At 65.6% G+C, this 23,538-nt stretch carries 18 protein-coding genes and 1 tRNA gene; 11 read left to right on the plus strand and 8 right to left on the minus strand.

Annotated elements, in window-relative coordinates; translation table 11 throughout:
- Positions 1-61 precede the first annotated feature (61 nt).
- Positions 62-727, plus strand: a complete 666-nt coding sequence (gene queC / locus ACOZHM_RS03630) for a 7-cyano-7-deazaguanine synthase QueC (protein ID WP_421567596.1) — start codon at positions 62-64, stop codon at positions 725-727.
- 73 nt (positions 728-800) lie between these two features.
- A tRNA-Lys gene (locus ACOZHM_RS03635) sits at positions 801-876 on the plus strand.
- Between the two features lie 410 nt (positions 877-1,286).
- On the opposite strand, the gene ACOZHM_RS03640 is transcribed toward ACOZHM_RS03635, so the two are convergent.
- Entirely contained in the window at positions 1,287-2,051 is a 765-nt protein-coding gene (locus ACOZHM_RS03640) for a hypothetical protein (protein WP_421567597.1), read from the minus strand.
- Positions 2,052-2,929: 878 nt separating this feature from the next.
- On the opposite strand from ACOZHM_RS03640, the gene ACOZHM_RS03645 reads away from it, so the two are divergent.
- From ACOZHM_RS03645 to ACOZHM_RS03675, 7 genes are all read left to right on the plus strand, one after another.
- Positions 2,930-3,856, plus strand: a complete 927-nt coding sequence (locus ACOZHM_RS03645; RefSeq protein WP_421567598.1) for a hypothetical protein — start codon at positions 2,930-2,932, stop codon at positions 3,854-3,856.
- A 125-nt stretch (positions 3,857-3,981) separates the two neighbouring features.
- On the plus strand, positions 3,982-4,308 hold the full coding sequence (locus tag ACOZHM_RS03650; RefSeq protein WP_421567599.1) for a hypothetical protein: 327 nt from the start codon (positions 3,982-3,984) through the stop codon (positions 4,306-4,308).
- Between the two features lie 507 nt (positions 4,309-4,815).
- On the plus strand, positions 4,816-6,345 hold the full coding sequence (locus tag ACOZHM_RS03655; RefSeq protein WP_421567600.1) for an FAD-dependent monooxygenase: 1,530 nt from the start codon (positions 4,816-4,818) through the stop codon (positions 6,343-6,345).
- A gap of 197 nt (positions 6,346-6,542) precedes the next feature.
- Entirely contained in the window at positions 6,543-9,452 is a 2,910-nt protein-coding gene (locus tag ACOZHM_RS03660) for a TonB-dependent receptor domain-containing protein (protein ID WP_421567601.1), read from the plus strand.
- Positions 9,453-9,613: 161 nt separating this feature from the next.
- The gene (locus ACOZHM_RS03665; protein ID WP_421567602.1) at positions 9,614-10,516 is read left to right on the plus strand and encodes an NAD-dependent epimerase/dehydratase family protein; all 903 of its coding nucleotides are present in this window, start codon (positions 9,614-9,616) and stop codon (positions 10,514-10,516) included.
- 72 nt (positions 10,517-10,588) lie between these two features.
- A complete protein-coding gene (locus tag ACOZHM_RS03670) occupies positions 10,589-11,266 on the plus strand; it encodes an MliC family protein (protein WP_421567603.1) in 678 nt (225 codons plus the stop codon).
- Between the two features lie 79 nt (positions 11,267-11,345).
- Positions 11,346-11,678, plus strand: a complete 333-nt coding sequence (locus ACOZHM_RS03675; protein ID WP_421567604.1) for a hypothetical protein — start codon at positions 11,346-11,348, stop codon at positions 11,676-11,678.
- Between the two features lie 10 nt (positions 11,679-11,688).
- Here the strand turns inward: ACOZHM_RS03675 and ACOZHM_RS03680 are convergent, their stop codons facing one another.
- Positions 11,689-12,090 (minus strand): response regulator, encoded by a 402-nt coding sequence (locus tag ACOZHM_RS03680; RefSeq protein ID WP_421567605.1) that lies wholly within the window; start codon positions 12,088-12,090, stop codon positions 11,689-11,691.
- 162 nt (positions 12,091-12,252) lie between these two features.
- Between ACOZHM_RS03680 and ACOZHM_RS03685 the strand changes: the two genes are divergently transcribed.
- Positions 12,253-12,552, plus strand: coding sequence for a zf-TFIIB domain-containing protein (locus tag ACOZHM_RS03685; protein WP_421567606.1), 300 nt, complete (start codon positions 12,253-12,255; stop codon positions 12,550-12,552).
- 30 nt (positions 12,553-12,582) lie between these two features.
- Here the strand turns inward: ACOZHM_RS03685 and ACOZHM_RS03690 are convergent, their stop codons facing one another.
- The 6 genes from ACOZHM_RS03690 to ACOZHM_RS03715 all read right to left on the minus strand — a co-directional run bounded on the left by ACOZHM_RS03690 (position 12,583) and on the right by ACOZHM_RS03715 (position 19,329).
- The gene (locus ACOZHM_RS03690; protein WP_421567607.1) at positions 12,583-13,095 is read right to left on the minus strand and encodes a GNAT family N-acetyltransferase; all 513 of its coding nucleotides are present in this window, start codon (positions 13,093-13,095) and stop codon (positions 12,583-12,585) included.
- A 256-nt stretch (positions 13,096-13,351) separates the two neighbouring features.
- Positions 13,352-14,464, minus strand: coding sequence for a copper resistance protein B (locus tag ACOZHM_RS03695; RefSeq protein WP_421567608.1), 1,113 nt, complete (start codon positions 14,462-14,464; stop codon positions 13,352-13,354).
- Complete coding sequence (locus ACOZHM_RS03700; RefSeq protein WP_421567609.1) at positions 14,461-16,245, minus strand: copper resistance system multicopper oxidase; 1,785 nt, start codon at positions 16,243-16,245, stop codon at positions 14,461-14,463. The genes ACOZHM_RS03695 and ACOZHM_RS03700 overlap by 4 nt, the downstream gene beginning before the upstream one ends.
- A 104-nt stretch (positions 16,246-16,349) precedes the next feature.
- The gene (locus tag ACOZHM_RS03705; RefSeq protein ID WP_421567610.1) at positions 16,350-16,745 is read right to left on the minus strand and encodes a CopL family metal-binding regulatory protein; all 396 of its coding nucleotides are present in this window, start codon (positions 16,743-16,745) and stop codon (positions 16,350-16,352) included.
- A 92-nt stretch (positions 16,746-16,837) separates the two neighbouring features.
- Positions 16,838-18,640, minus strand: coding sequence for a DNA helicase RecQ (gene recQ, locus ACOZHM_RS03710; protein ID WP_421567611.1), 1,803 nt, complete (start codon positions 18,638-18,640; stop codon positions 16,838-16,840).
- A 140-nt stretch (positions 18,641-18,780) separates the two neighbouring features.
- Positions 18,781-19,329, minus strand: a complete 549-nt coding sequence (locus ACOZHM_RS03715) for a Dps family protein (RefSeq protein ID WP_421567612.1) — start codon at positions 19,327-19,329, stop codon at positions 18,781-18,783.
- 89 nt (positions 19,330-19,418) lie between these two features.
- Here ACOZHM_RS03715 and hrpA point away from each other — a divergent pair, with 89 nt between their 5' ends.
- On the plus strand, positions 19,419-23,528 hold the full coding sequence (hrpA, locus tag ACOZHM_RS03720) for an ATP-dependent RNA helicase HrpA (protein WP_421567613.1): 4,110 nt from the start codon (positions 19,419-19,421) through the stop codon (positions 23,526-23,528).
- Positions 23,529-23,538: the final 10 nt, after the last annotated feature.

The raw sequence follows: 23,538 nt of genomic DNA on the forward strand, positions 1-23,538 counted from the left end.
CCTTGATGTACCGGCGCGGGACAGCGTGCTGGCTTTCCCGCAACCCACCGGAAACACCCCCATGAAAAATGCAGTTGTCCTCCTGTCCGGCGGCATGGATTCGGCCGCCGTCGTCGCCATCGCCCGTGAGCAGGGCTTCGCCGTCCACGCCCTGAGCGTCAGCTACGGCCAGCGCCACACCTCCGAACTCGATGCCGCCGCCGCGGTGGCGCAGGCGCTGGGCGCCGCGGCGCACAAGACCGTCAACGTCGACCTGCGCAGCATCGGCGGCTCGGCCCTGACCGATGACATCGACGTGCCCGAAGCAGGCGGCGAGGGCATCCCGGTCACCTACGTGCCGGCGCGCAACACCATCATGCTCTCGGTCGCGCTGGGCTGGGCCGAAGTGCTCGGGGCCAACGACATCTTCTGCGGCGTCAACGCCGTGGACTACTCCGGCTACCCGGACTGCCGCCCCGAGTTCATCAGCGCCTTCCAGACCCTGGCCAACCTGGCCACCAAGGCCGGCGTGGAAGGGGCGGGCATCCAGGTACACGCGCCGCTGCAGTTCCTGAGCAAGGCCGACATCGTGCGTGAAGGCGTGCGCCTGGGCGTGGACTTCGGCCTGACCGTGTCCTGCTACAACGCCGATGCCAGCGGCGCGGCCTGCGGCCATTGCGATGCCTGCCGCCTGCGTGCCCAGGGCTTCGCCGACGCCGGCGTGGCCGACCCCACCCGCTACGCCTGATCCACACGGGCTACGCCTGCGCGGCAAGATGGGTTAGAATGCGCACCCCCGGCGCGAAGTCGGGGCATGCAATGGGCCGTTAGCTCAGTCGGTAGAGCAGAAGACTTTTAATCTTTTGGTCGATGGTTCGAATCCATCACGGCCCACCACTGCATCAACGACTTGAAGGGCGCCTCGGGCGCCCTTTTTATTGCCTCCTGAGAGCCCTTCTGAAAACGACGGGAGTTCAGCCGGTTCCGCGAGCCGCAGACAAGGCGGCCGTCAGCGAACGGACAATTGCCTAGGAGAGGCACTGCAGCGATGCGGATTGAAATGTGGGATGAATTTGCGGGCTTGGTCAGTTCCAGCCCACGCTGACTGGCGACTGTGACCGCGCACAACCCGGACGGCACCCTGCCCGCGCTGCACCAGGCCGCAAACATGAATTGCGGGCAGAACTACTTCCCGGCGCTGGCCGCCAGCGTAACTGCTGCGGTCGCCAGTACCATTGCACCAGCAATTGACCAATGACGCTTCCCTCTCGAATTCCCAGTAGCCCGCATGGCCGCACCATTCTGAATCACTTCGACGAACTCCTTTCGTTGAGGATCTGATTGGCGATCTCCTTACCGCGGCGCAGCTGGGCGCCATCCAAACCAGCAGAGGCGGTGCTTAGGTACGACGCGGCACGCGGACTTGAGCCCGTGCGGAAGTATGCTTCTGCGTATGCATAGGACATCACCGGATCTTTCGGGGTGATTGCGCCGTTATTATATATGTCACTCAGTTGGAGGTAGGCGTCGGGTTGCCCGGAGCTTCCAGCGGCCTCAAGAAATCTGACCGTATTCTCTTTGAACTCCCGAATCAGATGAGTATCGAGAGCGTACTTCTCGTCTTCAAAAATTCTGGATGCGTAGCCAGAATAGTCGAGCTGAGCTTTGACACTTCCATGTTCAGCAGCATAAGTAATCGCCCTGAATATCTCTTCTCGGCTTAATGGATCGAGTGAAAGATCCTTGCAGAGGCCCTCTGATGTGCTCCGAATGTGTCCACTACCTGCTTCGCGGTCGATCTGGCAACGCAGGTTGATCTCAACGAGCTCATACGTCGTTTCGGCATCTGTCTGCGCTGCTATAGGGGCGGGATGCTTCTGAAGTGAGCTTGCCGTAGACGCGGGCTGTAGATCGGTCTCTTCGTTGGGAGGTCGAGCCCTCCGATCGCTAAGGGGAGGCTGGATGATGTCGGAAGGTGCCGACTTCGTGTCATTCCTGATCAAAAGAAAGCCTGCAGCGCTGAGCGCCGCAGCTGCGACGACAGAGGTCAGCGCAATCTTTCCGCGTTTCATACAGCGTCCAATCCTTATGGAAAAGAAACTTGAGCCGAGCAATTCCCCCGAATGTCATTCGTCTCGCTGAATCTGTCAATGGCACGGCTGCCGGCGTACTCCGCAAGACGCTGGTGCGTTGGGTCGGCGCCAGGCTGCAGTTGGCCGGCAAAGGCAGCAGGTCATCAATCTGCTGGTCAAGCCCAGGCTTGTTGCATCTCGGATCGGGACCTGGACGAATCGTCCACACATGATTGAACCAGACTACTGCGAGGCATAAGGGGCTTTCGCGCCCCTTTTTCCTTCGCGGGTCGCAGGGTATGAGAGGCGGCCCCGTAGGATTGCGGCATGCTCCCTCCCAACCTCCACCGGAGTTCTGTAGCCTCCCGGCCCGATGGAAAGAACGACAGCGTGTTCTGCTACGACAAGAAAGTTCTGCGGCTGTGCCAGCGCATCAATGGCGGTAACTGGTCCATAGGCCTCAACACCCAGCGGCCGGAGCGCGAACTGGACACCTCGGATGAACAGCCGGTACCAGCTCGCCCTGCCGTTTTGGGAGTAAGAGGCATGTCATTGAGGTCTCATTTTCGAGACTCCCGTTCCATCCCTGAACATCAGAATTGGACAGCCGATAGGCCAGCTGATATTCAACGGTCCATCGGGGATGCCTTGGCCGAAGGCCAATTTCAGGAGCAGTTGCGATGCAAGGAAACGTACGTGCGCGCGGGTGGCGCGTATGGTCGCTGTGTGCTGTGGCCCTCCTAGCATGTGCTTTGGTTCCAAGCAGTGCCAGCGCTAACGATCTGACGCGAAATCTCCAGTATTTTGCAGACTGTGTTGGAGGACCGTGCGACATCTACGCCGGCGGTGGCCCGGGCGCTTATGAATACCGCACTGCAATGTTCTCTGACGCGAGCGGTGCAGAGGCAAAGGCGGAAGCGGACTACCTAAAAAAAGGCGGGTGGGACGAGCCGCAAGTGAACTCTCCTTGGAACACCCGTTGCGGGCAGGCTGAAGTCAGTAAGACCTCGGTGGTTTACTACCCCTTTCCGGCGAAGTGGTGGGGTACTTTGACGTTCAAACACATTTGCCAGGCGTATCGTCCAGACGGGTTATCACCGCCCGGAGTGCCCTATGAGTTTGCTCGAAGCATCCAGATCAGGGCGGTCTGTAAAGAAGGATTTTCCGTCAAGGATTACAATACTGGCGAGTGCCACCGGTTGCCGAGTGCGTGTCCGGGATACCCAGAGAACAGTCAATTTGGCTGTGGAAAAAGCGTCGCAGAGCTTGAGGCCGATACTAAGGGGCCAATAGATCCAAGGCGGCTGTTCCATGCACAGCAGACCTGCATCGCGAAAAAGTCTTGCCAGCTGCGTTGCCAAATGGACAACTGCAAGTGGATGGAGCTTGTTATACCAGCGTTCGTCGATCCATACCTTGGGGGCGAAAATCTATGGCCGTTTGTTGAAGGTTTGTGCAGCAACTTCGTTGGCACTATGGCCGACATGGGCGTCATAGGAAAATGGATAGCTGACAGAGAGTGCTTTTCGACCATGGGGTGGTATCACGTTCAGGTCGATCTGAAAAACGCGCTGACTCAATACGGTTGTGGATCGCAGAATGATTGGGATCTGGTTGGCCAGCAGATCGTGCCCTGCCTACGGGAAACGCAGCCTCACTATCCCCAGCTCTACTACGAAATGGGCGGGATATTTGTGCAGTACGCGCGCGAGCGGGTGAGGCAGCAATGTCGAGCCAATCGGCCCAATGGTTCGCTGGACATCAATACAGAAATTGCGGGGAAAGTATGCGCAGTAGGTCAATAGCACTAGGCTTTCTCACACTCGCAGCTACGGCGTTCTCTGCGGGTGCGCAAGACGATGGTAGGCCGACTTGGAGTTTAAAGGCATCAACTCCCAGCGCTGACTTGGTTGGCGAATGGGAGCTATCCATGCTCTCGGGCGGTGCAAGCGCCAGTGAGGTGTTCAACGCCGCTGGTGTGGCGCAGGTAGGCGTGACCAAGGGCTCTTCCTTCCAGCTGTCGGTCAAGCTTGTTGATCCAGCCGGCGCGATAACAGACGTCACCGGTTCTCCAAAGCTGATCTACCGCCCAAAGGGCTGCATGTCCATCGGGGCAAACGGGGTAGTCACTGTTTTGCAGTCGGCCTCAGCGCCGTGGAACTGTAATCCCGGTGATCCTGTCCCCGTCACAATCATCTATGCCGACCAGGCGACCGGGGTGGCAGCGGTGAACATGTACCTTTTCAAGATCAATTGAGACTTTGCGCCTCGCCGCCTTGGCCAGCGAGGCGCGGCGTCAGTCAGCTGGCGAGGTGGGTAAGGCCTTGATGGAAGTGAGTCGAAAAGCGAGTTGAACGGCTCCGGGGTGGACTGAATTTCTTGGTAAATCAATGCCATATGATGGGGGTCTGACTGCAGCACGACCACCACTGCATCAACGACTAGGCGCCCGCTGGGCGCCTTTTTTTTGCCTGTGGAAGACCGGGGTACTCCACGTTCCCAGGTGCTCTGGCAGCCACACTCTGGCTCCGCTACGGAAGCGCAGCTATTGCTGGAAAAACCCGGGCAGCGATATATTGCTTCTGTCGAAAAAGGCAGACTTGGTTTGGTAAGCCCAGGTCCGTTCGGGAACGAACGCTCTGATCGTTCGCGCTGCGAGCATCCCCACGACGAACAAAGGACGGCTATCGGCGTCCAGGGTTCGTCCGTGTGGTGGTCATGTCGATCAACCGCTCCGGTCGAGCTTCTACAACAGGAGCTTCCCATGCGTCAGTCACACCCAATTTCCTACGACGTCATCATCGCCGGCGCAGGTCCGGTTGGCATGTTTCTCGCCTGCGAACTGCGCTTGGCCGAATTGTCCGTGCTTGTTCTTGAGCAGGCGGCAGAACCTTCCTCACCGTTGAAATGCCTGCCGTTTGGCATGCGCGGCCTTTCGGCGCCGACCCTTGACGCGTTCTACCGTCGTGGATTGCTCAACGACATCGCGGAGGGCGCAGCGAGCGACCGCGTTGCAAGTGCCGCGCATTGGAGCCGGCAGGCCCGACGACCGGGTGGCCATTTCGCGGGTATCCAGTTCTTTCTCGACAACGTCGACAGTTCCAAGTGGCCATACCATCTGCCGGGTCCCGGCGGCACCACCCTGGCGATTGAGATGCAGCGCCTTGAGTCCACACTGGCAGCCCGCGCAATCGCAATGGGTGCGGAAGTAAGGCGCGGCCAAGGTGTTCACGGCTTCGATCAATCCAACGATGAGGTAACGGTCCACGCGGGTGATGAAACCTTCCGCGCAAGTTGGCTCGTCGGTTGCGATGGGGGACGCAGTACCGTGCGCAAGGCTGGCGGCGTTGAGTTCGTCGGAACCGAGCCCGAGTTCACCGGCTACTCGGTTCAAGTGGACCTTGCCGACCCGGAGCTGCTGAGCGCGGGCCGTCACTACACGGCAGCTGGCATGTATACCTACCAGCCGCCCGGAACCATTGCGATGGTCGATTTTGACGGCGGCGTTTTCCACCGAACGCACCCCGTCAGCGTTGAACACGTGCAGGAGGTCCTGCGGCGCATTTCATGCACCGAGGTAACCGTGACGGGACTGCAGCAGGCCACCACCTGGACCGATCGCGCCTTCCTCGCCAGGACCTATCGCAACGGGCGCGTGCTGCTTGCTGGCGATGCCGCACACATCCATTCGCCCTTGGGCGGCCAAGGGCTCAATCTGGGATTGGGCGACGCCATGAACCTGGGATGGAAGCTTGCTGCCACCCACCGTGGCGTTGCGCCTGCCGGACTGCTTGATACCTACACAACGGAGCGGCAGCCCGTTGCTGCGCAGATTCTCGACTGGTCGCGCGCCCAGGTTGCGCTGATGCGCCCCACCCAAAGCTCTCGAGCGCTTGAGGCTGTCATCCGCGACCTCATCAACACGCGCGACGGCACCACCTATTTTGCCGAGCGCATCTGGGGCGTATCCCTTCGTTACGATCTGGAAGGCGATCATCCGCTGGTCGGCTGCAGCTGTCCTGACCTCGAGTTGGCTGACGGCACCCGCCTCGGCGCACTTATGGAAGTGGGCAACGGTGTACTGCTCGACCTCGACGGTCGACCGCAGCTCGAAGCGCTTGCGCGTCGCTGGGGTGGTCGCCTGCAGTACGTCGCGCAGGACGCCAAGGACCGGTTGGGCCTGAGCGCGGTGCTGGTGCGACCCGACGGGTTCGTCGCGTGGGCTACTGACAGTACGCCAGACGTTGCGCAACTCACCCAGTCACTGTCGCGATGGTTCGGCAATCCCGAATAGCGTTCGCGTGCTTTTCCGCGATTCAATCAGAACAAACTGATAGCAAAACCCTCTGCCTGAGTGCGTCATAGGTGTCCTGCTGAAACGTTTCAGCGGGCATTTGGATCCACTTTGGATGGCGGGTCACGTGTCGCTACCTCCGCGCGAGGTCCGCAGCGTCGACTGCCATCCAGACTTGACGCAAGAGGGAATCAAGGATGTACAAGAAGACACTGGCTACGGCCGTCGGCACCGTTCTGATGGTTGCTGCAGCGGCCACGGCGCAGGCACAGGACTTTGGGATGCCTACGGACGAAAGTGACGACATCAAACGACTTGATGCAGTAATGGTGACCGGATCGCGCATTCCGCGCGTGGATTACCTGTCTGCTTCACCGGTTGGCACGTTGACCGCCGAAGACATCCGCGCCACGGGTGCAGTGACGCTCGGCGACGTGATCAACGCTCTGCCGCAGATGTCCACGACCTACTCGATGGGGAACTCGTCGCGGTACATCGGCACCGCTGGCCTCAACCTTCTGGATCTGCGCGGCCTGGGAGTGGATCGCACCCTGGTGCTGGTCAATGGCCGTCGCCACATTGCCAGTGCCGCGGGCTCTTCGGCGGTGGACATCAACACCATCCCGGCTGCGCTGGTGGAGCGTGTTGAAATCCTCACTGGCGGTTCCTCGGCCATCTATGGCGCCGATGCCGTCAGTGGCGTGGTGAACTTCATCCTCAAGAAGTCCTTCGACGGGACAGTGGTGAACGCCCAGATCGGCCACTCGGAGGAGGGCAACTTCAACGAGCGCTCGGTCAACGTCGTCAGTGGCGGCACGTTCGCGGAGGATCGCGGTCGGTTCGTCTTCTCGGCCGCCTTCAACAGCCAGGATCCGCTGTACCTTCGCGACCGGGCCTTCAGCCGCGACTCGCAGCGCTATCTGACCGATCCGGACGATCCGAGCCAGACCCGCACCCTCCTGGCCCGCAATGCCAGCATCTACAGCTATACCGCCGGCGGTGTGTTCGATCTCGACGGTCGCAACGCCACGCCCCATGATCGCTATGTGTTCGATCCCGATGGCAGCCTGCGCCCGCAGCGCTTCGACGGCATCATCGACACGGCGCGTTCGGGCTGTTCCGACTGCGATAGTCTGGACCCGAACCAGTACGGCCAGCTGCAGCCGAGCAACAGCACCGCTGCGGTCAATGCGAACGTTGGATTCGACCTCAACGACAACCACCGTATCTTCGTTGAAAGCAAGTGGGTGCAGGGCAAGACCAAGGCCTTCTCCACGTCTGGGCCCTCGTTCGGTAGCTACCTGATCCCGCGTGACAACGCCTACATCAGCGATGCGCTGGGGCAGTTCATGGACGACAACGGGCTCACGCGCCTGCGCATCAGCCGCAACAACACCGATGCGGGGTTCCGTGGCGAAGACACGACCCGCAAGACCGGGCGCATCGTGGCGGGCATCCAGGGCGTAATCGGCTCGGACTGGTCGTATGAAGCCAGCGCCAACTACGGTCGAACGGTGGAGACCCGGACGAATCTGAACAACCAGCTGCCGGACCGCTTCAACGCCTCGATCGATGCCGTGTTCGACGCCAATGGCAACATCGTGTGCCGGGCCACCCGCGATGGCATTGCCGGTCCGGCGAATCCGCTCACGGGCGGCGACCTGCTGGCGGGCTGTGTCCCGACCAGCATCTTTGGCGCCGGTGCGGTCTCTCCGGCTGCGGCGGCATGGTTCAACACCCGTACCCCGAGCCGCACCGAACTGACCCAGCAGGTCTTCTCGGCCAACCTCTCCACGAGCGAACTGTTCGCGCTGCCCGCCGGCTCCGTGGGCTTTGCCTCGGGTGTCGAGTTCCGCAAGGAAACCAGCCAGCAGACCACCGACCCGCTGCAGCAGGCCGATCTGACCTTCCTCAACGCGATCCAGAACCAGCGGGGCCAGTACTCCGTCCGCGAGGCGTTTGCCGAGGTCAACGTGCCCCTGCTGGCTGACCTGCCGTTCGCGAAGAACGTCAACCTGGACCTGGCCGGCCGCGTTTCGGACTACACGACCGTCGGCACTACAGTGAGCTGGAAGGCGGGGCTGGACTGGGCGCTCAATGACGCCCTACGCCTGCGCAGCACCTTCTCCAACGCGGTGCGCGCGCCCAACATCTCCGAACTCTACGATCCGCAGTCAGTGAACTTCTTCTCCATCAGCGATCCCTGTTCTGCGGCCAATATCGGACGCGGCGCGGATCCGGCCGTCCGCCAGGCCAACTGCAGTGCGCTTGGCGTGCCGGTGGGCTGGACGCCCAACGACACCTCTACGCGCCGCGGCCTGTCCGGTGGCAACCCGAACCTGTCGGAGGAGACCAGCAAGACGTTCACAGTGGGCGCGGTGTTCACGCCGACCGCGCTGCCAGGGTTCGGCATCACGGTGGACTACTGGGACATCCAGATCGAGGACGCCATCAGTTCCGTCAGTGGCCAGCAGCTGGCGGACCGTTGCGTGGATGCGGCGGGCGGCATCGACAACGAGTTCTGCGCCAGCATCACCCGTGACATCTCAGGCGCCACGGATGATCAGTACGCGATTTCCGGACTGGAAGTTCTGCCGCTCAACATCTCCAAGCTGCGGGCGCGAGGCATCGACTTCGGCATCGACTACGCAGTTGAGAACGTGTTCGGTGGGCGCCTGACGACCAAGCTGGAGGGGACCTATCTCAAGGAGTACCTCAGCTACCCGTTCCAGAGTTTCCCGCACGAAGTCGAGGATGAGCGCAATGTGCTGGGCACGCCAACGTGGAAGGGAACGCTGACCATCGGCTACGCCCGTGGCGCCTGGGACCTCAGCCTGCGTACCCGCTATGTCGACAGCCAGATCCTGGTGTCGAACGAACAGTACGCGACCAACCCGGACCTGCAGTATCCGATCAAAGTGTCCTGGATGACCTTCACCGACGCACGCGTCGGCTACAAGGCCACCGAGCGCCTGAATCTGTATCTGGGCGTACGCAACCTGTTCGACCGCGAGCCACCGTACAACCTCTACGGCACGGGCTTCGGCAGCGCGCAGTACGACAACATCGGGCGATTCTTCTACACCGGTGTGAACTACCGGTTCTGACGTTGCGTGAGTCAGCCGGCCCCGTTTCGCGGGGTCGGTTTGCCGTGTGCGGGAGTAAAGAGAAAGCTGTTCGAACGTCACCGGTGTCATCGGAATGAGTGATATTCCTATGCACCCAAGTCGCTACAATCGCCAGATCCCGGTAGCTCCCGGGCGCTGACATGTGTATCCCAGTGAAGATTCTCCTGACAGGAAGTTCAGGCCGAGTGGGTCGCGCCATTTTTGGCGCCTTGGCCGCCCGCCACGAGGTGGTGGGCATTGACCGCAGTCCGTTTGCGACCACGCGCCACGTGGCCGATATCACCGACACCCGCACGCTGGCCAAGGTGCTGGAAGGCGTGGATGCGGTCATTCATGCGGCCGCCCTGCACGCGCCCCACGTGGGGCTGTTCAGCGACAGCGAGTTCCAGCGCATCAACGTTGAAGGCACGCGCACGCTGGCGATGCTCGCGCGTGAGGCCGGCGTGCGTCGCTTGGTGTTTACCAGCACCACCGCGCTGTACGGGCATGCCATCGTGCCAGGGCGCTGCACGTGGGTGGATGAGCGCACAACGCCGCTGCCGCGCACGGTCTATCACCGCTCGAAACTGGCGGCCGAGCACTGGCTTGAAGAAGCGGCCGGACCGGAGTTGGACGTGCGCGTGATCCGCATGTCCCGCTGCTTCCCCGAGCCGCCCGAACGCATGCTGCTGTACCGGCTGCATCGCGGGATCGATGTGCGCGATGTTGCCGACGCACACATGGCGGCGCTGACCAATGACGGCCCCGCGTTCCAGCGCTACCTCGCCAGCGGCTGGACGCCGTTCCAGCGCGAGGACTGCGAGGCGCTGGTGACGCGTCCGCGCGAGGTGCTGGCGCAGCGCTGCCCGCAGTGGCTGGCCGAGTACGACCGTCGCGGCTGGACGCTGCCGGTGGTGGACCGGATTCACGATCCGCGCGCGGCCAGCGTCGGGCTGCAGTGGCGCAGCTGGCGCGGGCCGGAAGCGATACTCACGCAGCTGGCGGCAGGCAGCATTGAAGTGCTGCCGGATACCGCCCGGGTCGAGGATTGCACCATTGAGTAATCCGCCTACACGCCGCCTGAGCGCGGCGTGGCGCAGACTGGCGCGGTTTCCGTGTGGCGTTTTGGAGGTGCCATGAACCGTTTTGTCCTCATCGGCCTGGGCGCGCTGGCGCTGGCCGCCTGTAAACCCACGCCCACCGATCCGGCAAAGGCGCCCGCAACGACCGCGTCTCCGGCGGCGGCGTCCGAATCACCCCGGCCGGCTCCGGCGCCCACCACGCCGCCCGTCGCCGGCAGCGAGGGCCCGTCGTTCGACTGCGCCAAGGCGGCGAACGATGCGGAAAAGACGGTGTGCGGCGACCCACGGCTGTCCGCGCTGGACCGTGAGCTGGCCGCCCTCTACAAGGCGGCGCAGACCGGTCCGGCGGAGCTGGATGTGGCCGCCGAGCAACGCGGCTGGGTCAAGGGCCGGGATGCCTGCTGGCAAGCGGTGGACGCCAACCGCTGCCTGGTGGAGTCGTATCAGACGCGTATCGTCGAGCTTCGGCTGGCGGCCGTGAACGGCCCCGGACCCACCCCGGTGAAGTACACCTGCGACGATGCCAGCAAGCCGCTTTCGGTGGTGTTCCACAACGAGTTCGACCCGCAGGCCGCAGTCATCCGGCTGGGGCGCGACCAGGCCATTGCGTTCGTCGCACCGTCGGCCAGTGGCAGCCGCTACACCCGCGAAGGTGTGGAGTTCTGGGAACACCAGGGCGAGGCCACGCTGGACTTCTATGGCACGCGACTGAGCTGCAAGGTCGTTCGCTGAGCCAGGTCGTGACCATAAAAGCCGCATGAAAGGGTAGGATTTCCCTGCGCCGGAGGGGCGCGCATGCGGTAGGGGCTTCATGCTGATACAGGGATTTTTCTGGCTGATGCTGTTGGCTGGACTGGCGGCCGGACAGGTGCAGGCGGGCAATACGCCCTGCTCGGGAGCCAAGGGCGGCATCTCCCACTGCGCGGGCGGCTCGTTCGTCTGCAATGATGGGTCGATCAGTGCATCGAAAAAGATATGTTCAGCTGCCGGAGCCGGAGTCGGCGCGCGACTGACGCCGGCGGCGGCCGCGCCCGCGAGCGCGGGCAGCTGCCCGTGCAGCAGCGGCCGGCTGTGCACGGGACCGCGCGGCGGTCGCTACTGCCTGACGCCTGCCGGCAACAAGAGCTACAAGCCACGCGACTGAGCAGGCCGGTTCAGGCGGCCCGGTCGACGTCGTGGTCGCCGAAGCAGGCGCGGATGGCGTCCAGCAGCTCGCTCATCGAATAAGGCTTGGGCAGGAAGTGGATGCCCGGCGCCAACTGCGGCATGACCCGGTCCGGCTGCAGGCCGGAGGTGACCAGGACCGGCAGACCGGGCTGGTGCTGGCGGATGCGGTGGGCGGCCTCGATGCCGCTCAGCCCGCCCAGGCAGACATCGGTGAATACCAGGTCGAAGCGTTCGCCGGCCAGCAGCAGGCCCAGCGCCGCCTCGGCCGAGCTCACCGCGGCCACTTCGCAGGCCTGGCTTTCCAGCGCCATGCGGCTCAGTTCACGGGTGTCTTCGGTGTCTTCGATCAACAGCACGCGCGGTGCAACATGGCGTTTTGACAACAGCATGACGCGGGTTTCCCTTACAGGATGGGGTGGAAAGGCGCGGCAGTATGGGCAGCGGCAGGTGAGGGGATCGTGCAAATGACGTCATCCGGGCGTTGTCCCGTTGTGCGCCGGTCAGGTGGCCCACGGTAGAGTCGCTTTCTGACCCCGAATGGAGCCATATCGATGCAATGCCCCGTGTGTACTACCCAGGCGCTGGTGATGTCCGAGCGCCAGGGCATCGAGATCGATTACTGCCCGCAGTGCCGGGGCGTGTGGCTGGATCGTGGTGAGCTGGACAAGATCATCGAGCGCTCGGCCGGTGCCGCTGCGCCGGCGCGTGCCGCCGCGCCGCCACCGCCGCCTGCACAGCAGCCGTACGTGCAGCATCGCGATACCCGCCACCTGGGTCAGCAGCACGGCGACCAGCACGGCTACCGCAAGAAGAAGAAAGAGAGCTTCCTGTCGGATCTGTTCGATTTCTGATCCGCAGTTCGCTGGTTGCGCCGGCCCTGCTCAGGGTCGGCACAGGATGAACTCCAGGTCGCGGCTGTCGCCGACCTGGAAATAATAGGTTCCTGCCTGCTCGCATCCATAACGCGCATAGAAGCGCTGCGCACCGAGATTCTCCGACCACACGCCGACCCACAACGTGCGGCGCGAAGGCTGGTCCAGCCACGCCAGGAACGCCTCCATCAACTGCGCTCCAAGACCGCTGCCTTGATGGCTGGCGTGCACGTAGAGCCGCTTCAGTTCGATGTCACCGTGCCGTGCCTGCGCGTGCGGCAGGCTGTTGGGTCCGGCAGCGAGGTAGCCGATCGCCTGTTCGCCGTCGAACACGAGCCACGCGGCGCTGAGCGGGTCGTCGAGCTCGCGCCGTTGCGGCGCCACCGCGTAGTGCGCAGCAAGAAAGTCTTGCAGGTCCTGCGGCGGATAGGAATCGCCGAATGTTTCGGTATAGGTGGCGATGGCCAGCGCGGACAGCCGCTCGGCGTCGGCCGGCGTCGCGCGGCGGATCAGCAGGGCCATGGGCAGGCATCCAGCAAAACGGGGGAGCAGCTTACGCCATCCCCCCGGGGGGGGGGGGGGGCCCCGGGGGGACCAAGGGCGGGGGGGGAAACCCCCCCCCCCCCCCCCCCCCCCCCCGGGTTGGGGGGGGGGTTGGCGGCGGCGGGGGGGGCGGGGGGGCCCCGCCGGGCCTGGGCCAGCCACCCCCCAAACGGGGGCCCCAGCACCCCCCACCCCCCGGGGCGCGTGCGGCGCCGGCGGGAAACCATGCTCGCGGTCAGAACCAGACGCGCACGCCGGCGACCCAGCGGGTATCGCGGGTGTGTTCGCCGGCGGCCTGGTGGTAATCGGCGGTGTCGCCGAACAGGCGTTCGTGGCTGATGCCTACATAAGGCGCGAAGCGGCGGCTGAACTCGTAGCGCAGGCGCAGCCCGGCCTCGACCTTGTTCAACCCGGCGCCCATGCCACGCGCCGGTTCGTCCTTCGCCGCCAGCGTCGCCTCCACCAGCGGCTGCAGGATCAACCGGTTGGTGAGCAGCAGTTCGTACTCGACCTCCAGCGTGGCCGCGAGTTGCCCGCCTTCGCCGACATACGCGGTGGCCGAGGTTTCGAACTTGTACGGTGCCAGGCCTTGGATCCCGAACGCGGCCCAGGTGCGCGAGTCCGCCGGCCGGAAGTCCTGCTTCACCCCCACCAGTACGTCCCACCACGGTGACACGCTGCGGCCGTACAGCAGTTCCAAGTCGGACGATTCGGTACGCCCACCGCTGCGTTCACCTTCGCTGCGCAGCCACAGGCGGTTGATGTTGCCGCCGACCCAGCCGGACGCTTCCCAGGCCTGGCCGGTGCCGTGCCGGCCATCCCAGTGTTCCAGGCGGTTGAGCAGCACCATGCTGTGCACGTCCGGCGCATGTTCCATCGCGCCGTGATCGATGGGCGGGAACGCGGCGGCACGGTCGGCGTCGGTGACCACGGGAATGGGTTCGCGCGGCGTGCTGGGCGCTGCGGAATGCCCCATGGCGGAATGGTCCATCGTCGAGTGATCCATCGTCGAATGGTCCATGGCGGGAGGAGCTGCCGGGGCGTGCCCCATTGCCGCGTGATCCATTTTCGAATGATCCATCTTCGAGTGATCCATCGTCGAGTGGTTCATCGCAGGCGGCTCAGCGAGGGTATGCCCCATTGCTGCGTGATCCATGCCGCTGTGATCCATCTTCGAATGATCCATCGCCGAGTGGTCCATCTTCGCGTGATCGACCGGCTCCACGGTGTCCGTTGTCGCGGCATCAGCGTCTGTGTGTGCGTGCGACTGCGCCCACGCAGGAGCGGACAGCGCAGCCAGCAGCGCAGCGCCGAGCAGGCGCGGGGTGAGGGAATGGATGGCGCTCATTCTTCGATCCTCACTTCGCGCATCATGCCGGCTTCCATGTGGTACAGCAGATGGCAGTGGTACGCCCAGCGGCCCAACGCGTCGGCGCGCACGCGGTAGCTGCGGCGCGTGCCCGGCGGCATGTCGATGGTGTGCTTGCGCAGCTGGAAGTCGCCGTCGGCGTTTTCCAGGTCGCTCCACACGCCATGCAGGTGGATGGGGTGCTGCATCATGGTGTCGTTGACCAGTACGATGCGCATGCGCTCGCCATAGTTCAGGCGCAACGGTTCGGCGCCCGCGAAGGGGATGCCGTCGAACGACCAGCTGAATTTCTCCATGTGGCCGGTGAGGTGCAGCTCGACCTCGCGCCCCGGCTCGCGCCCATCCGGATCTTCGAACAGGCTGCGCATCGCGCCATAGGTGAGTACCTGGCGACCGTTGTCGCGCAGGCCGATGCCCGGATCATCGAGCTTGGGATCGGTGGCCATGCTCTGCATGTCGACCAGCGGATTTCCCTTCTCGCTGGCCGGATGACGGGGCGGGGCGGCGCCATGCGCGGCGTGGTCCATGCCGTGGCCGCCGTGCATGCCGGCCATGTCATGCCCCATTCCGGCCATGCTGCTCATATCGCCCATGTCGTGGCCCATGTCGGCCATGGTCAGCAGCGGGCGCGGATCGCGCGCGGGGATTGGCGCCTGCAGGCCATGGCGTACCGCCAGCGTGCCGGCGGCGTAGCCGGTGCGTCCCATGTCCTGGCAGAAGATCGTGTAGGCATCCTGCCCGCTGGGCTCGACGATCACGTCGAAGGTCTCGGCCGGGGCGATGCGGAATTCGTCGATGCTCACCGGATGGATGTACTGGCCATCGGCGGCGACCACGGTCATCTTCAGGCCGGGAATGCGCACGTCGAAGTAGCTCATCGAGGCGCCGTTGATGAAGCGCAGCAGCACCTTCTCGCCGCTGCGGAACAGGCCGGTCCAGTTGCCGGCCGGCGCGGTGCCATTGAGCAGGTAGGTATAGGTGTGGGCGTTGATGTCGCTGATGTCGGTCGGCGTCATCCGCATGCGGCCCCACATGCCACGGTCGGCGGTGGCGGCAGCCCAGCCGTCGCGGCGCACGTCGCGCAGGAAGTCCGGCAGCGTGCGCTTGTAGTAGTTGTCATGCTCGGCGAGCTTCTTCATACGCCGGAACAGGGCGCCCGGGTCGAGGTCGGTCCAGTCCGAGAGCAGGATCACGTGCTCGCGATCGAACCGGTAGGGCGCGGGCTGCAACGGGTCGATGATCAGCGCGCCGTACAGGCCGGCCTGTTCCTGGAACATGGAATGGCTGTGGTACCAGTACGTGCCCGATTGCTTGAGGGTGAAGCGGTACTGGTAGGCCTCACCCGGGGCGATGCCGTTGAAGCTCAGGCCGGGCACGCCGTCCATGTTGGCCGGCAGCAGGATGCCGTGCCAGTGGATGGAGGTGGGGTGCGCCTGCAGGGTGTTGGCCACGCGCACGCTGACGGTGTCGCCTTCGCGCCAGCGCAGGATCGGGGCCGGCAGGCTGCCATTGACGGTGATGGCCGGGCGGGTACGGCCGGTGAAATTGGCCAGCGACTCGCCGATGCTCAGGTCCAGCTGGGGGCCGCTGAGCACCTGTGGCGCGGTGGCCAGGCCGGGGCCGGCCGCGGCGAAGGCGCGCGCGGGCAGGCCGCTGGCGGCCAGGCCGGCGACCACGCCACCGGCGGCCACGCCCTGCACGAACAGACGCCGCGACGGCAGGGGCGGGGCGCCCGTGCCGGGGGTGTTAGGGAAAGACATTGCAACTCCGAATCCGATTCGAATGGCACACGCGGTGCCGTCAACGCCACGCGCCGGGGGCGCGTAGACAGAGCCTCAGGCCTGCGCTCACAGAGCGCGGCGGATCAGGCGATCGGAGGGCGGGTGATGCGGTCCAGCGGCGGCATCGGCTGCGACGGATGCGCGGCCAGGATCGGCGCCACGGAGAGCGGTGGCGGGGTGGCGATCCAGGCGATCTGCACGGTCAGGCTGGGCTGCTGTGCGCAGCTGCGCAGGCAGTCCTTGATCTTGCAGTGATCGCCGTCGTGCGGCGCCTGGACGCCGGTCTCGTCAGCGGCCATGGCGTGGTGCGCATGGGCGGCGGCGACCGGTGCACGGCTGTGGCATGGCGGTGCCGCGGCCTCGACGGGGGCGGACGGAAGCATCGCCAGCGTCATCGGGCCGGCCATGGCCGCGTTCAGCCCGTTGAGCAACAGGCTGAGCATCAAGACCACTCGCAGGAGCAGGCCACCGGCGGACATGGGCGCCACCTTAGCGCCAATGCGCGCGCGGCGCACCCGTGGCTGAATGCCGGGTTCAACTCTGGAGTCCGGTCCGACATGGCGCACGGGCGTCAGCCTTCTTCGCGCACGATCTCGACCAGGCGCTCGCCGTACCGCGAGAGCTTGGTGCCGCCGATGCCACCGACCCGGCCGAGCGCGTCGACGCTGGTGGGGCGCTGTTCGGCGATGTTGCGCAGGGTGCTGTCGTGGAAGATCACGAACGCCGGCACGTTCTGTTCGCGGGCCAGCTCGGCGCGCAGGCCACGCAGTGCGTTGAACAGCGCCAGGTCCTGCGGCAGCACGGACAGGCCGGTGCGCTGGCCGCCGCGCTCGCGTTCGCGGGTCTTGGGGCTTTCGCGGCGCATCATCACCTTGCGCTGGCCCTTCAGGACCTCGCGGCTGCCATCGGTCAGGCGCAGGCCGCCATAGGCGTCGCTGTCCACTTCGAGCAGGCTGGCGGCGACCAGCTGGCGGAACACGCTGCGCCAGGTGCGCGCGTCGAGGTCCTTGCCGATGCCGTAGGTGCTCAGCTCGGTGTGGCCGAACTGGCGGATCTTGTCGTTCTCGCCGCCGCGCAGGATGTCGATCAGGTGGCCCACGCCGAAGCGCTGCCCGCTGCGGTAGACGCAGCTCAGCGCCTTCTGGGCGGCGACGCTGGCATCCCAGGCATCCGGCGGCAGCAGGCAGTTGTCGCAGTTGCCGCAGGGCTGCGGGTAGGTCTCGCCGAAGCCGGCCAGCAGCACCTGGCGGCGGCACTGCATGGATTCGCAGTAGCCCAGCAGGTGGTCGAGCTTGGAGCGCTCCAGGGCCTTGCGTTCCTCGCCGGCCTCGGACTGTTCGATCATCTGCTTGAGCAGCACCACGTCGCCCAGGCCGTAGCAGAGCCAGGCTTCGGCAGGTTCACCGTCGCGGCCGGCGCGCCCGGTTTCCTGGTAGTAGCCTTCCATCGACTTGGGCAGGTCGGTATGCGCGACGAAGCGCACGTCGGGCTTGTCGATGCCCATGCCGAAGGCGATGGTGGCGCACATGACGATGCCGTCCTCGCGCAGGAAGCGGCGCTGGTTGGCGGCACGCACCTCGGCCGGCAGGCCGGCGTGGTAGGGCAGGGCGTTCATGCCCTCCTTGCACAGGAATTCGGCGGTCTCTTCCACCTTGCGCCGTGACATGCAGTAGACGATGCCGGCTTCGTCGCGGTGACCGCGCAGGAAATCCAGCAACTGGCGCTTGGCGTTGTCCTTCTGGACCACGGTGTAGCGGATGTTGGGCCGGTCGAACGAGCTGACGAAGTGCTGGGCGTTGGTCAGGTCCAGGCGCTCGGCGATCTCGCGCTGGGTCGGCGGATCCGCGGTGGCGGTCAGCGCGATGCGCGGCACGTCGGGCCAGCGCTCATGCAGCACGGTGAGCTGGCGGTATTCGGGCCGGAAGTCGTGACCCCATTGCGAGACGCAGTGGGCCTCGTCGATGGCGAACAGGGCGATGCGGCTGCGGGACAGCAGCGACAGGAAGCGGCCGGTCAGCAGCCGTTCGGGCGCGACGTACAGCAGTTCCAGTTCACCGGCGAGCAGTTCGCGTTCCACCCGCGCGGCGGTTTCCGCATCCAGGGTGGAATTGAGGTATTCGGCGCGCACCCCCAGCTGGCGCAGGGCTTCCACCTGGTCCTGCATGAGCGCGATCAGCGGCGAGATGACGATGCCGGTGCCGTCGCGCAGCAGGGACGGCACCTGGTAGCACAGCGACTTGCCGCCGCCGGTGGGCATCAATACCAGCGCGTCATTGCCGGCCGCGACATGCTCGACGATCGCCTGCTGCGGACCGCGGAATTCGTCGTAACCAAAAATGCGGTGGAGCAGTTCGTGCGCGGGGCGGGATGACATCGCGGTAGTTTACCGGTTCCGGGGGGTGTTCCCCCGTCCGGAATTCCCGCACTGGTTCATCAGGCGACGGTAGAGCCGGCCGTTGGCCGGCACCACCAGCCGGGCAGAGCCCGGCTCTACCAGCCGGGCAGAGCCCGGCTCTACTGGAGCAGGGAGCGCAGCATCCAGGCGTATTTTTCGTGGGTCTGCAGGCGCTGGGTCATCAGGTCTTCGGTCGGGGCGTCGTCGGCGTCGTCGGCCACGTCCAGCACCTTGCGGGCGGTGCGGCACACGGCCTCGTTGGCGGCGACCAACTGGCGTACCATTTCACGCCAGTCCGCGCTGTCGGTCAGGCCCGGTTCCTCGGCGATCGAGGTCAGGGCGGCGAATTCGCGGTAGGAGCCCGGGGCGTTGAAGCCCAGTGCGCGGATGCGTTCAGCAACGTCGTCCAGGGCTGCCCACTGCTCGGTGTACTGGGTTTCGAACATCAGGTGCAGCGAGTTGAACATCGAGCCCGTCACGTTCCAATGGAAGTTGTGGGTCTTCAGGTAGAGCGTGAACGCGTCCGCCTGGAAGGCCGACAGTCCGTCGGCGATCTTCTTGCGATCGGCTTCCTTGATCCCGATATCAATGTTCGGGGCCGACGGAGCCGCCGTCGCCAGTTTCTGCTTGCCGGTCTTGGGTTTGGCCGGCGCCTTGGTCTTCGCCATGGGGGAAATCCTCCTTGTGGATGGGATGGCCTTCACAATAGATCAGACTACTCTTCAAGTAGTACTCAAAGTTCTAAACGATTCGATTGATGACCTCTATCAGTAAACCTTCCGCCCCGCCGCTGCAGGCGCAGCACACCGCCATCGACGGCGCCATGAGCCGTGATCGCGGGCGCCTGCTGGGGATGCTGTCGCGCGTGCGGGCCAAGCCGGCCGATGCGGGCGTGGCCGCGGCATTCGAGCAGGCCCTGCAGGCGTCGGTGCAGCGGCGCCAGGCGCGGGCGCTGAAGCAGCCGTCGATCACTCTGGACGACAGCCTGCCGATTGCGCGTGAAGCCGAGGCCATCACCGCCCTGATCCGCGAGCACCAGGTGGTGGTGATCGCCGGCGAGACCGGCTCGGGCAAGACCACCCAGCTGCCCAAGCTGTGCCTGGCGGCCGGCCGCGGCGTGGCCGGCATGATCGGCTGCACCCAGCCGCGCCGGATCGCCGCACGCGCCGTGGCCACCCGCGTGGCGCAGGAGCTGAACTCCGAACTGGGCACGACGGTGGGCTACCAGGTGCGGTTCACCGACCGGGTCGGCGACGATACCCGCATCAAGTTCATGACCGATGGCATCCTGCTGGCGGAAATCAGCAGCGACCGCTGGCTGTCGCAGTACGACACCCTCATTGTCGACGAGGCGCACGAACGCAGCCTCAACATCGATTTTCTGCTGGGCTACCTGAAGCAGCTGCTGAGGAAGCGCCCGGACCTGAAGCTGATCGTCACCTCGGCGACCATCGACACCTCGCGGTTCGCCCAGCATTTCGACGATGCGCCGGTGATCAGCGTCGAAGGCCGCACCTTCCCCGTGGAAGTGCGCTATCGGCCGCTGGAAGGCGAGGGCGGTGGCGATGAGGAGGGCGGCCGCGACGGCGAACGCACCGTCAATGACGCCGTGGTGGGCGCGGTCGATGAGATCACGCGGCTGGACCCGCGCGGCGACATCCTGCTGTTCTTCCCCGGCGAGCGTGAAATCCGCGACGCCCACCAGGCGCTGGAACGGCGAAAGTACCGCGAAACCGAGGTGCTGCCGCTGTATGCGCGCTTGTCGGTGAAGGACCAGGACCAGGTCTTCAACCCCGGCAGCAAGCGGCGCATCGTGCTGGCCACCAACGTGGCCGAGACCTCGCTGACGGTGCCGCGCATCCGCTACGTGATCGACCCGGGCCTGGCCCGCGTCAAGCGCTACAGCCCGCGCCAGAAGCTGGACCGGCTGCATATCGAAGCGATCTCCCAGGCCAGCGCCAACCAGCGCAAGGGCCGCTGCGGGCGTGTGTCCGAGGGCATCTGCTACCGGCTGTACTCCGAGGCCGACTTCCAGTCGCGCGACGAGTTCACCGATCCGGAAATCCGTCGTTCCAGCCTGTCCGGGGTGATCCTGCGGATGCTGCAGCTGGGCCTGGGGAAAATCGAAGATTTCCCGTTCCTGGAAGCGCCCGACGAGCGCGCCATCGCCGACGGCTGGCAGCAGCTGGGCGAGCTGGGTGCGATCGACGCCGAGCGCCGCCTCACCGCGATCGGCCGCCAGATGGCCCGCCTGCCGGTGGACGTCAAGCTGGCGCGCATGCTGGTCGCCGCGCAGGCGCAGGGCTGCCTGCGGCCAATGCTGGTGATCGCCTCGTTCCTTGGCATCCAGGACCCGCGCGAGCGGCCGCCGGAGGCGCGCGCCGCCGCCGACAACGCACACGCGCTGTTCGCCGATGGCCGCTCGGAATTCGTGGGCGTGCTGAAATTGTGGGAAGGCTACCGCCAGGCCCACGAAGACCTCACCCAGTCCAAGCTGCGCGGCTGGTGCGAACGGCATTTCCTCGGCTTCCTGCGCATGCGCGAGTGGCGCGAACTGCACCGCCAGCTGCGGGTGCTGTGCGAGGAGCTGGGTTGGAGCGAGGAGCCGGTGGACAGCGCGATGGCACCGCTGCTGGCCGGTTCCTCCGCGCCTGCACCGGTGCGCGACGACGAGGCCAAGGCCAAGGCCACGCGTGGGCAGCAGCACCGTGCCGCACGGCTGGCCCGTGAGGGCAAGACCGAAACGCCGCCGGCAAGCAGCCCCCGCGCCCCGGCCGTCGCGGCAGACGTGGCGCCGGACCCGCGCGCCGGCTTCAGCGAACGCGTGCGCGCGAATGCCTACCAGACCCTGCACCGCGCCCTGATCGCCGGCCTGCCCACCCAGATCGGCCATCGCAGCGACAAGGGCGACTTCCTGGCCCCGCGCCAGCGCCGTTTCCTGCCGTTCCCGGGCTCGGTGATGGCCAAGCGGCCGCCGCCGTGGCTGCTGGCCGCCACCCTGCTGGACACGCAGAAGGTGTGGGGCCTGACCAATGCGGCGATCGAGCCGGACTGGGTGATCGCCGAACTGCCGCACCTGCTGCTGCGCAAGCACTTCGACCCGCACTGGTCGCGCGCACAGGGGCAGGTGCTGGCGTCCGAGCAGATCAGCCTGTTCGGCCTGGTATTGGCCCCGAAAAAGCCGGTCCACTACGGTCGCATCGCGCCGGGCGAGGCGCATGACATCTTCGTGCGCCAGGGCCTGGTAACCGGTGAGATCAACACCCGCGCCAGCGTCATCGCCGACAACCTGAAGGTGCTCGAGCAGGCGCGCGAGGAAGAGGCCAAGCTGCGCCGCGCCGGCATCGTCGCCGACGAGGGCTGGCAGGCACGCTGGTACCTGGACCGCATTCCGTCGGAGATCCATTCGGCGACCGGCCTGGACGCGTGGTGGAAGGGCCTGGCCCCGGAGAAGCGGCGCGCGCTGGCCTGGTCGCTGGCCGACCTGCTGCCCGGCGAAGGCAGCGACGCCGAGCGCTACCCCGCCTACCTGCCACTCGGCGACGCGCGGCTGGCGCTGCACTACCGCTTCGAACCGGGCAGCGAGGACGACGGGGTCAGCCTGGACGTGCCGCTGCACCTGCTCAATGCACTGGATCCGTCGCGGCTGTCGTGGCTGGCGCCGGGCTTCGTGGCCGACAAGGCCTCGGCGCTCATCCGCAGCCTGCCCAAGGCGATGCGCCGCAACTACGTGCCGGCGCCGGACTTCGGCCGTGCCTTCGCCGAGGCCTTCCCCGCGCCGTCGGCCGACGACCTGCGCGGCGAACTGGCGCGCTTCCTGTCGCGCGCGACCGGCGTGCCGGTGGCGGCCACCGATTTCGATGAGGCGGCGCTGGATCTCCACCTGCGCATGAACCTGCGGCTGCACGACGCGCAGGGCACCTTGCTGGCTGCATCGCGCGACCTGGATGCATTGCGGGCGCGCTTCGGCGAGAAGGCCGGCGACGCCTTCGCCGCACGCGCGGGCCGCGCGCTCGCTGCCGAAGGCCTGCGCGATTTCCCGGCCACCCCGATTCCGCTGCAGGTCCCTGGCGAGGCGGGTGTGCCGGCCTATCCGGCGCTGGTCGATGCGGGCGAAACGGCGTCGCTGCGCATCTTCGCCGACCGCAACGAGGCGCTGGAACAGCATCCGCGCGGCGTGCGGCGGTTGCTGGAGATCGGACTGGCGGAGAAGGCCAAGCAGGCGCGCAAGCAGCTGCCGGTGCCGGCCAAGACCGGCCTGCTGTATGCGGCAATCGAATCACAGGAACGCCTGCGCGGCGACCTCGTGGACGCGGCAATGAACGCGGTGCTGGCCGATGGGCTGGGTGAGATCCGTGATCCGGCGACGTTCGCCAAGCGCCGCGATGCGGCCGGCCGCGAGTTGTTCGGCGAGGCGATGGCGCGGCTGAAGCTGGCCGAGAACATCCTGTCGCACGTCGCCGAGCTCAAGCCGCTGCTGGAATCGCCGCTGATGGGCTGGGCGCGCGGCAACCTGGACGACCTGGAGCAGCAGCTTGCCGGGTTGGTGCACCCCGGCTTCCTGCGCGAGACGCCGGCCCATGCACTGGCCCAATACCCGCGTTACCTGCGCGCGATGATCCTGCGCAGCGAGCGTGCCAAGCGTGATCCACCGCGGGACCAGGCACGCATGCTGGAGCTGCGCCCGTTCATCGATGCATTGGCCGAGGGACAGGCGCGCGGCCTGCGCGGGCGCACGCCGTGGCAGGAGCTGCGCTGGGACCTGGAAGAGCTGCGGGTTTCGCTGTTCGCGCAGGAACTGGGGGCGAAAACCGGGATTTCCGCCAAGAAGCTGGCCCAGCGCGTTGCCGCGCTGCGCCAGTCGTGAGCGGGGTTTG

The organism is Stenotrophomonas sp. PD6, assembly GCF_049199305.1.
Classification (GTDB): Bacteria; Pseudomonadota; Gammaproteobacteria; order Xanthomonadales; family Xanthomonadaceae; genus Stenotrophomonas.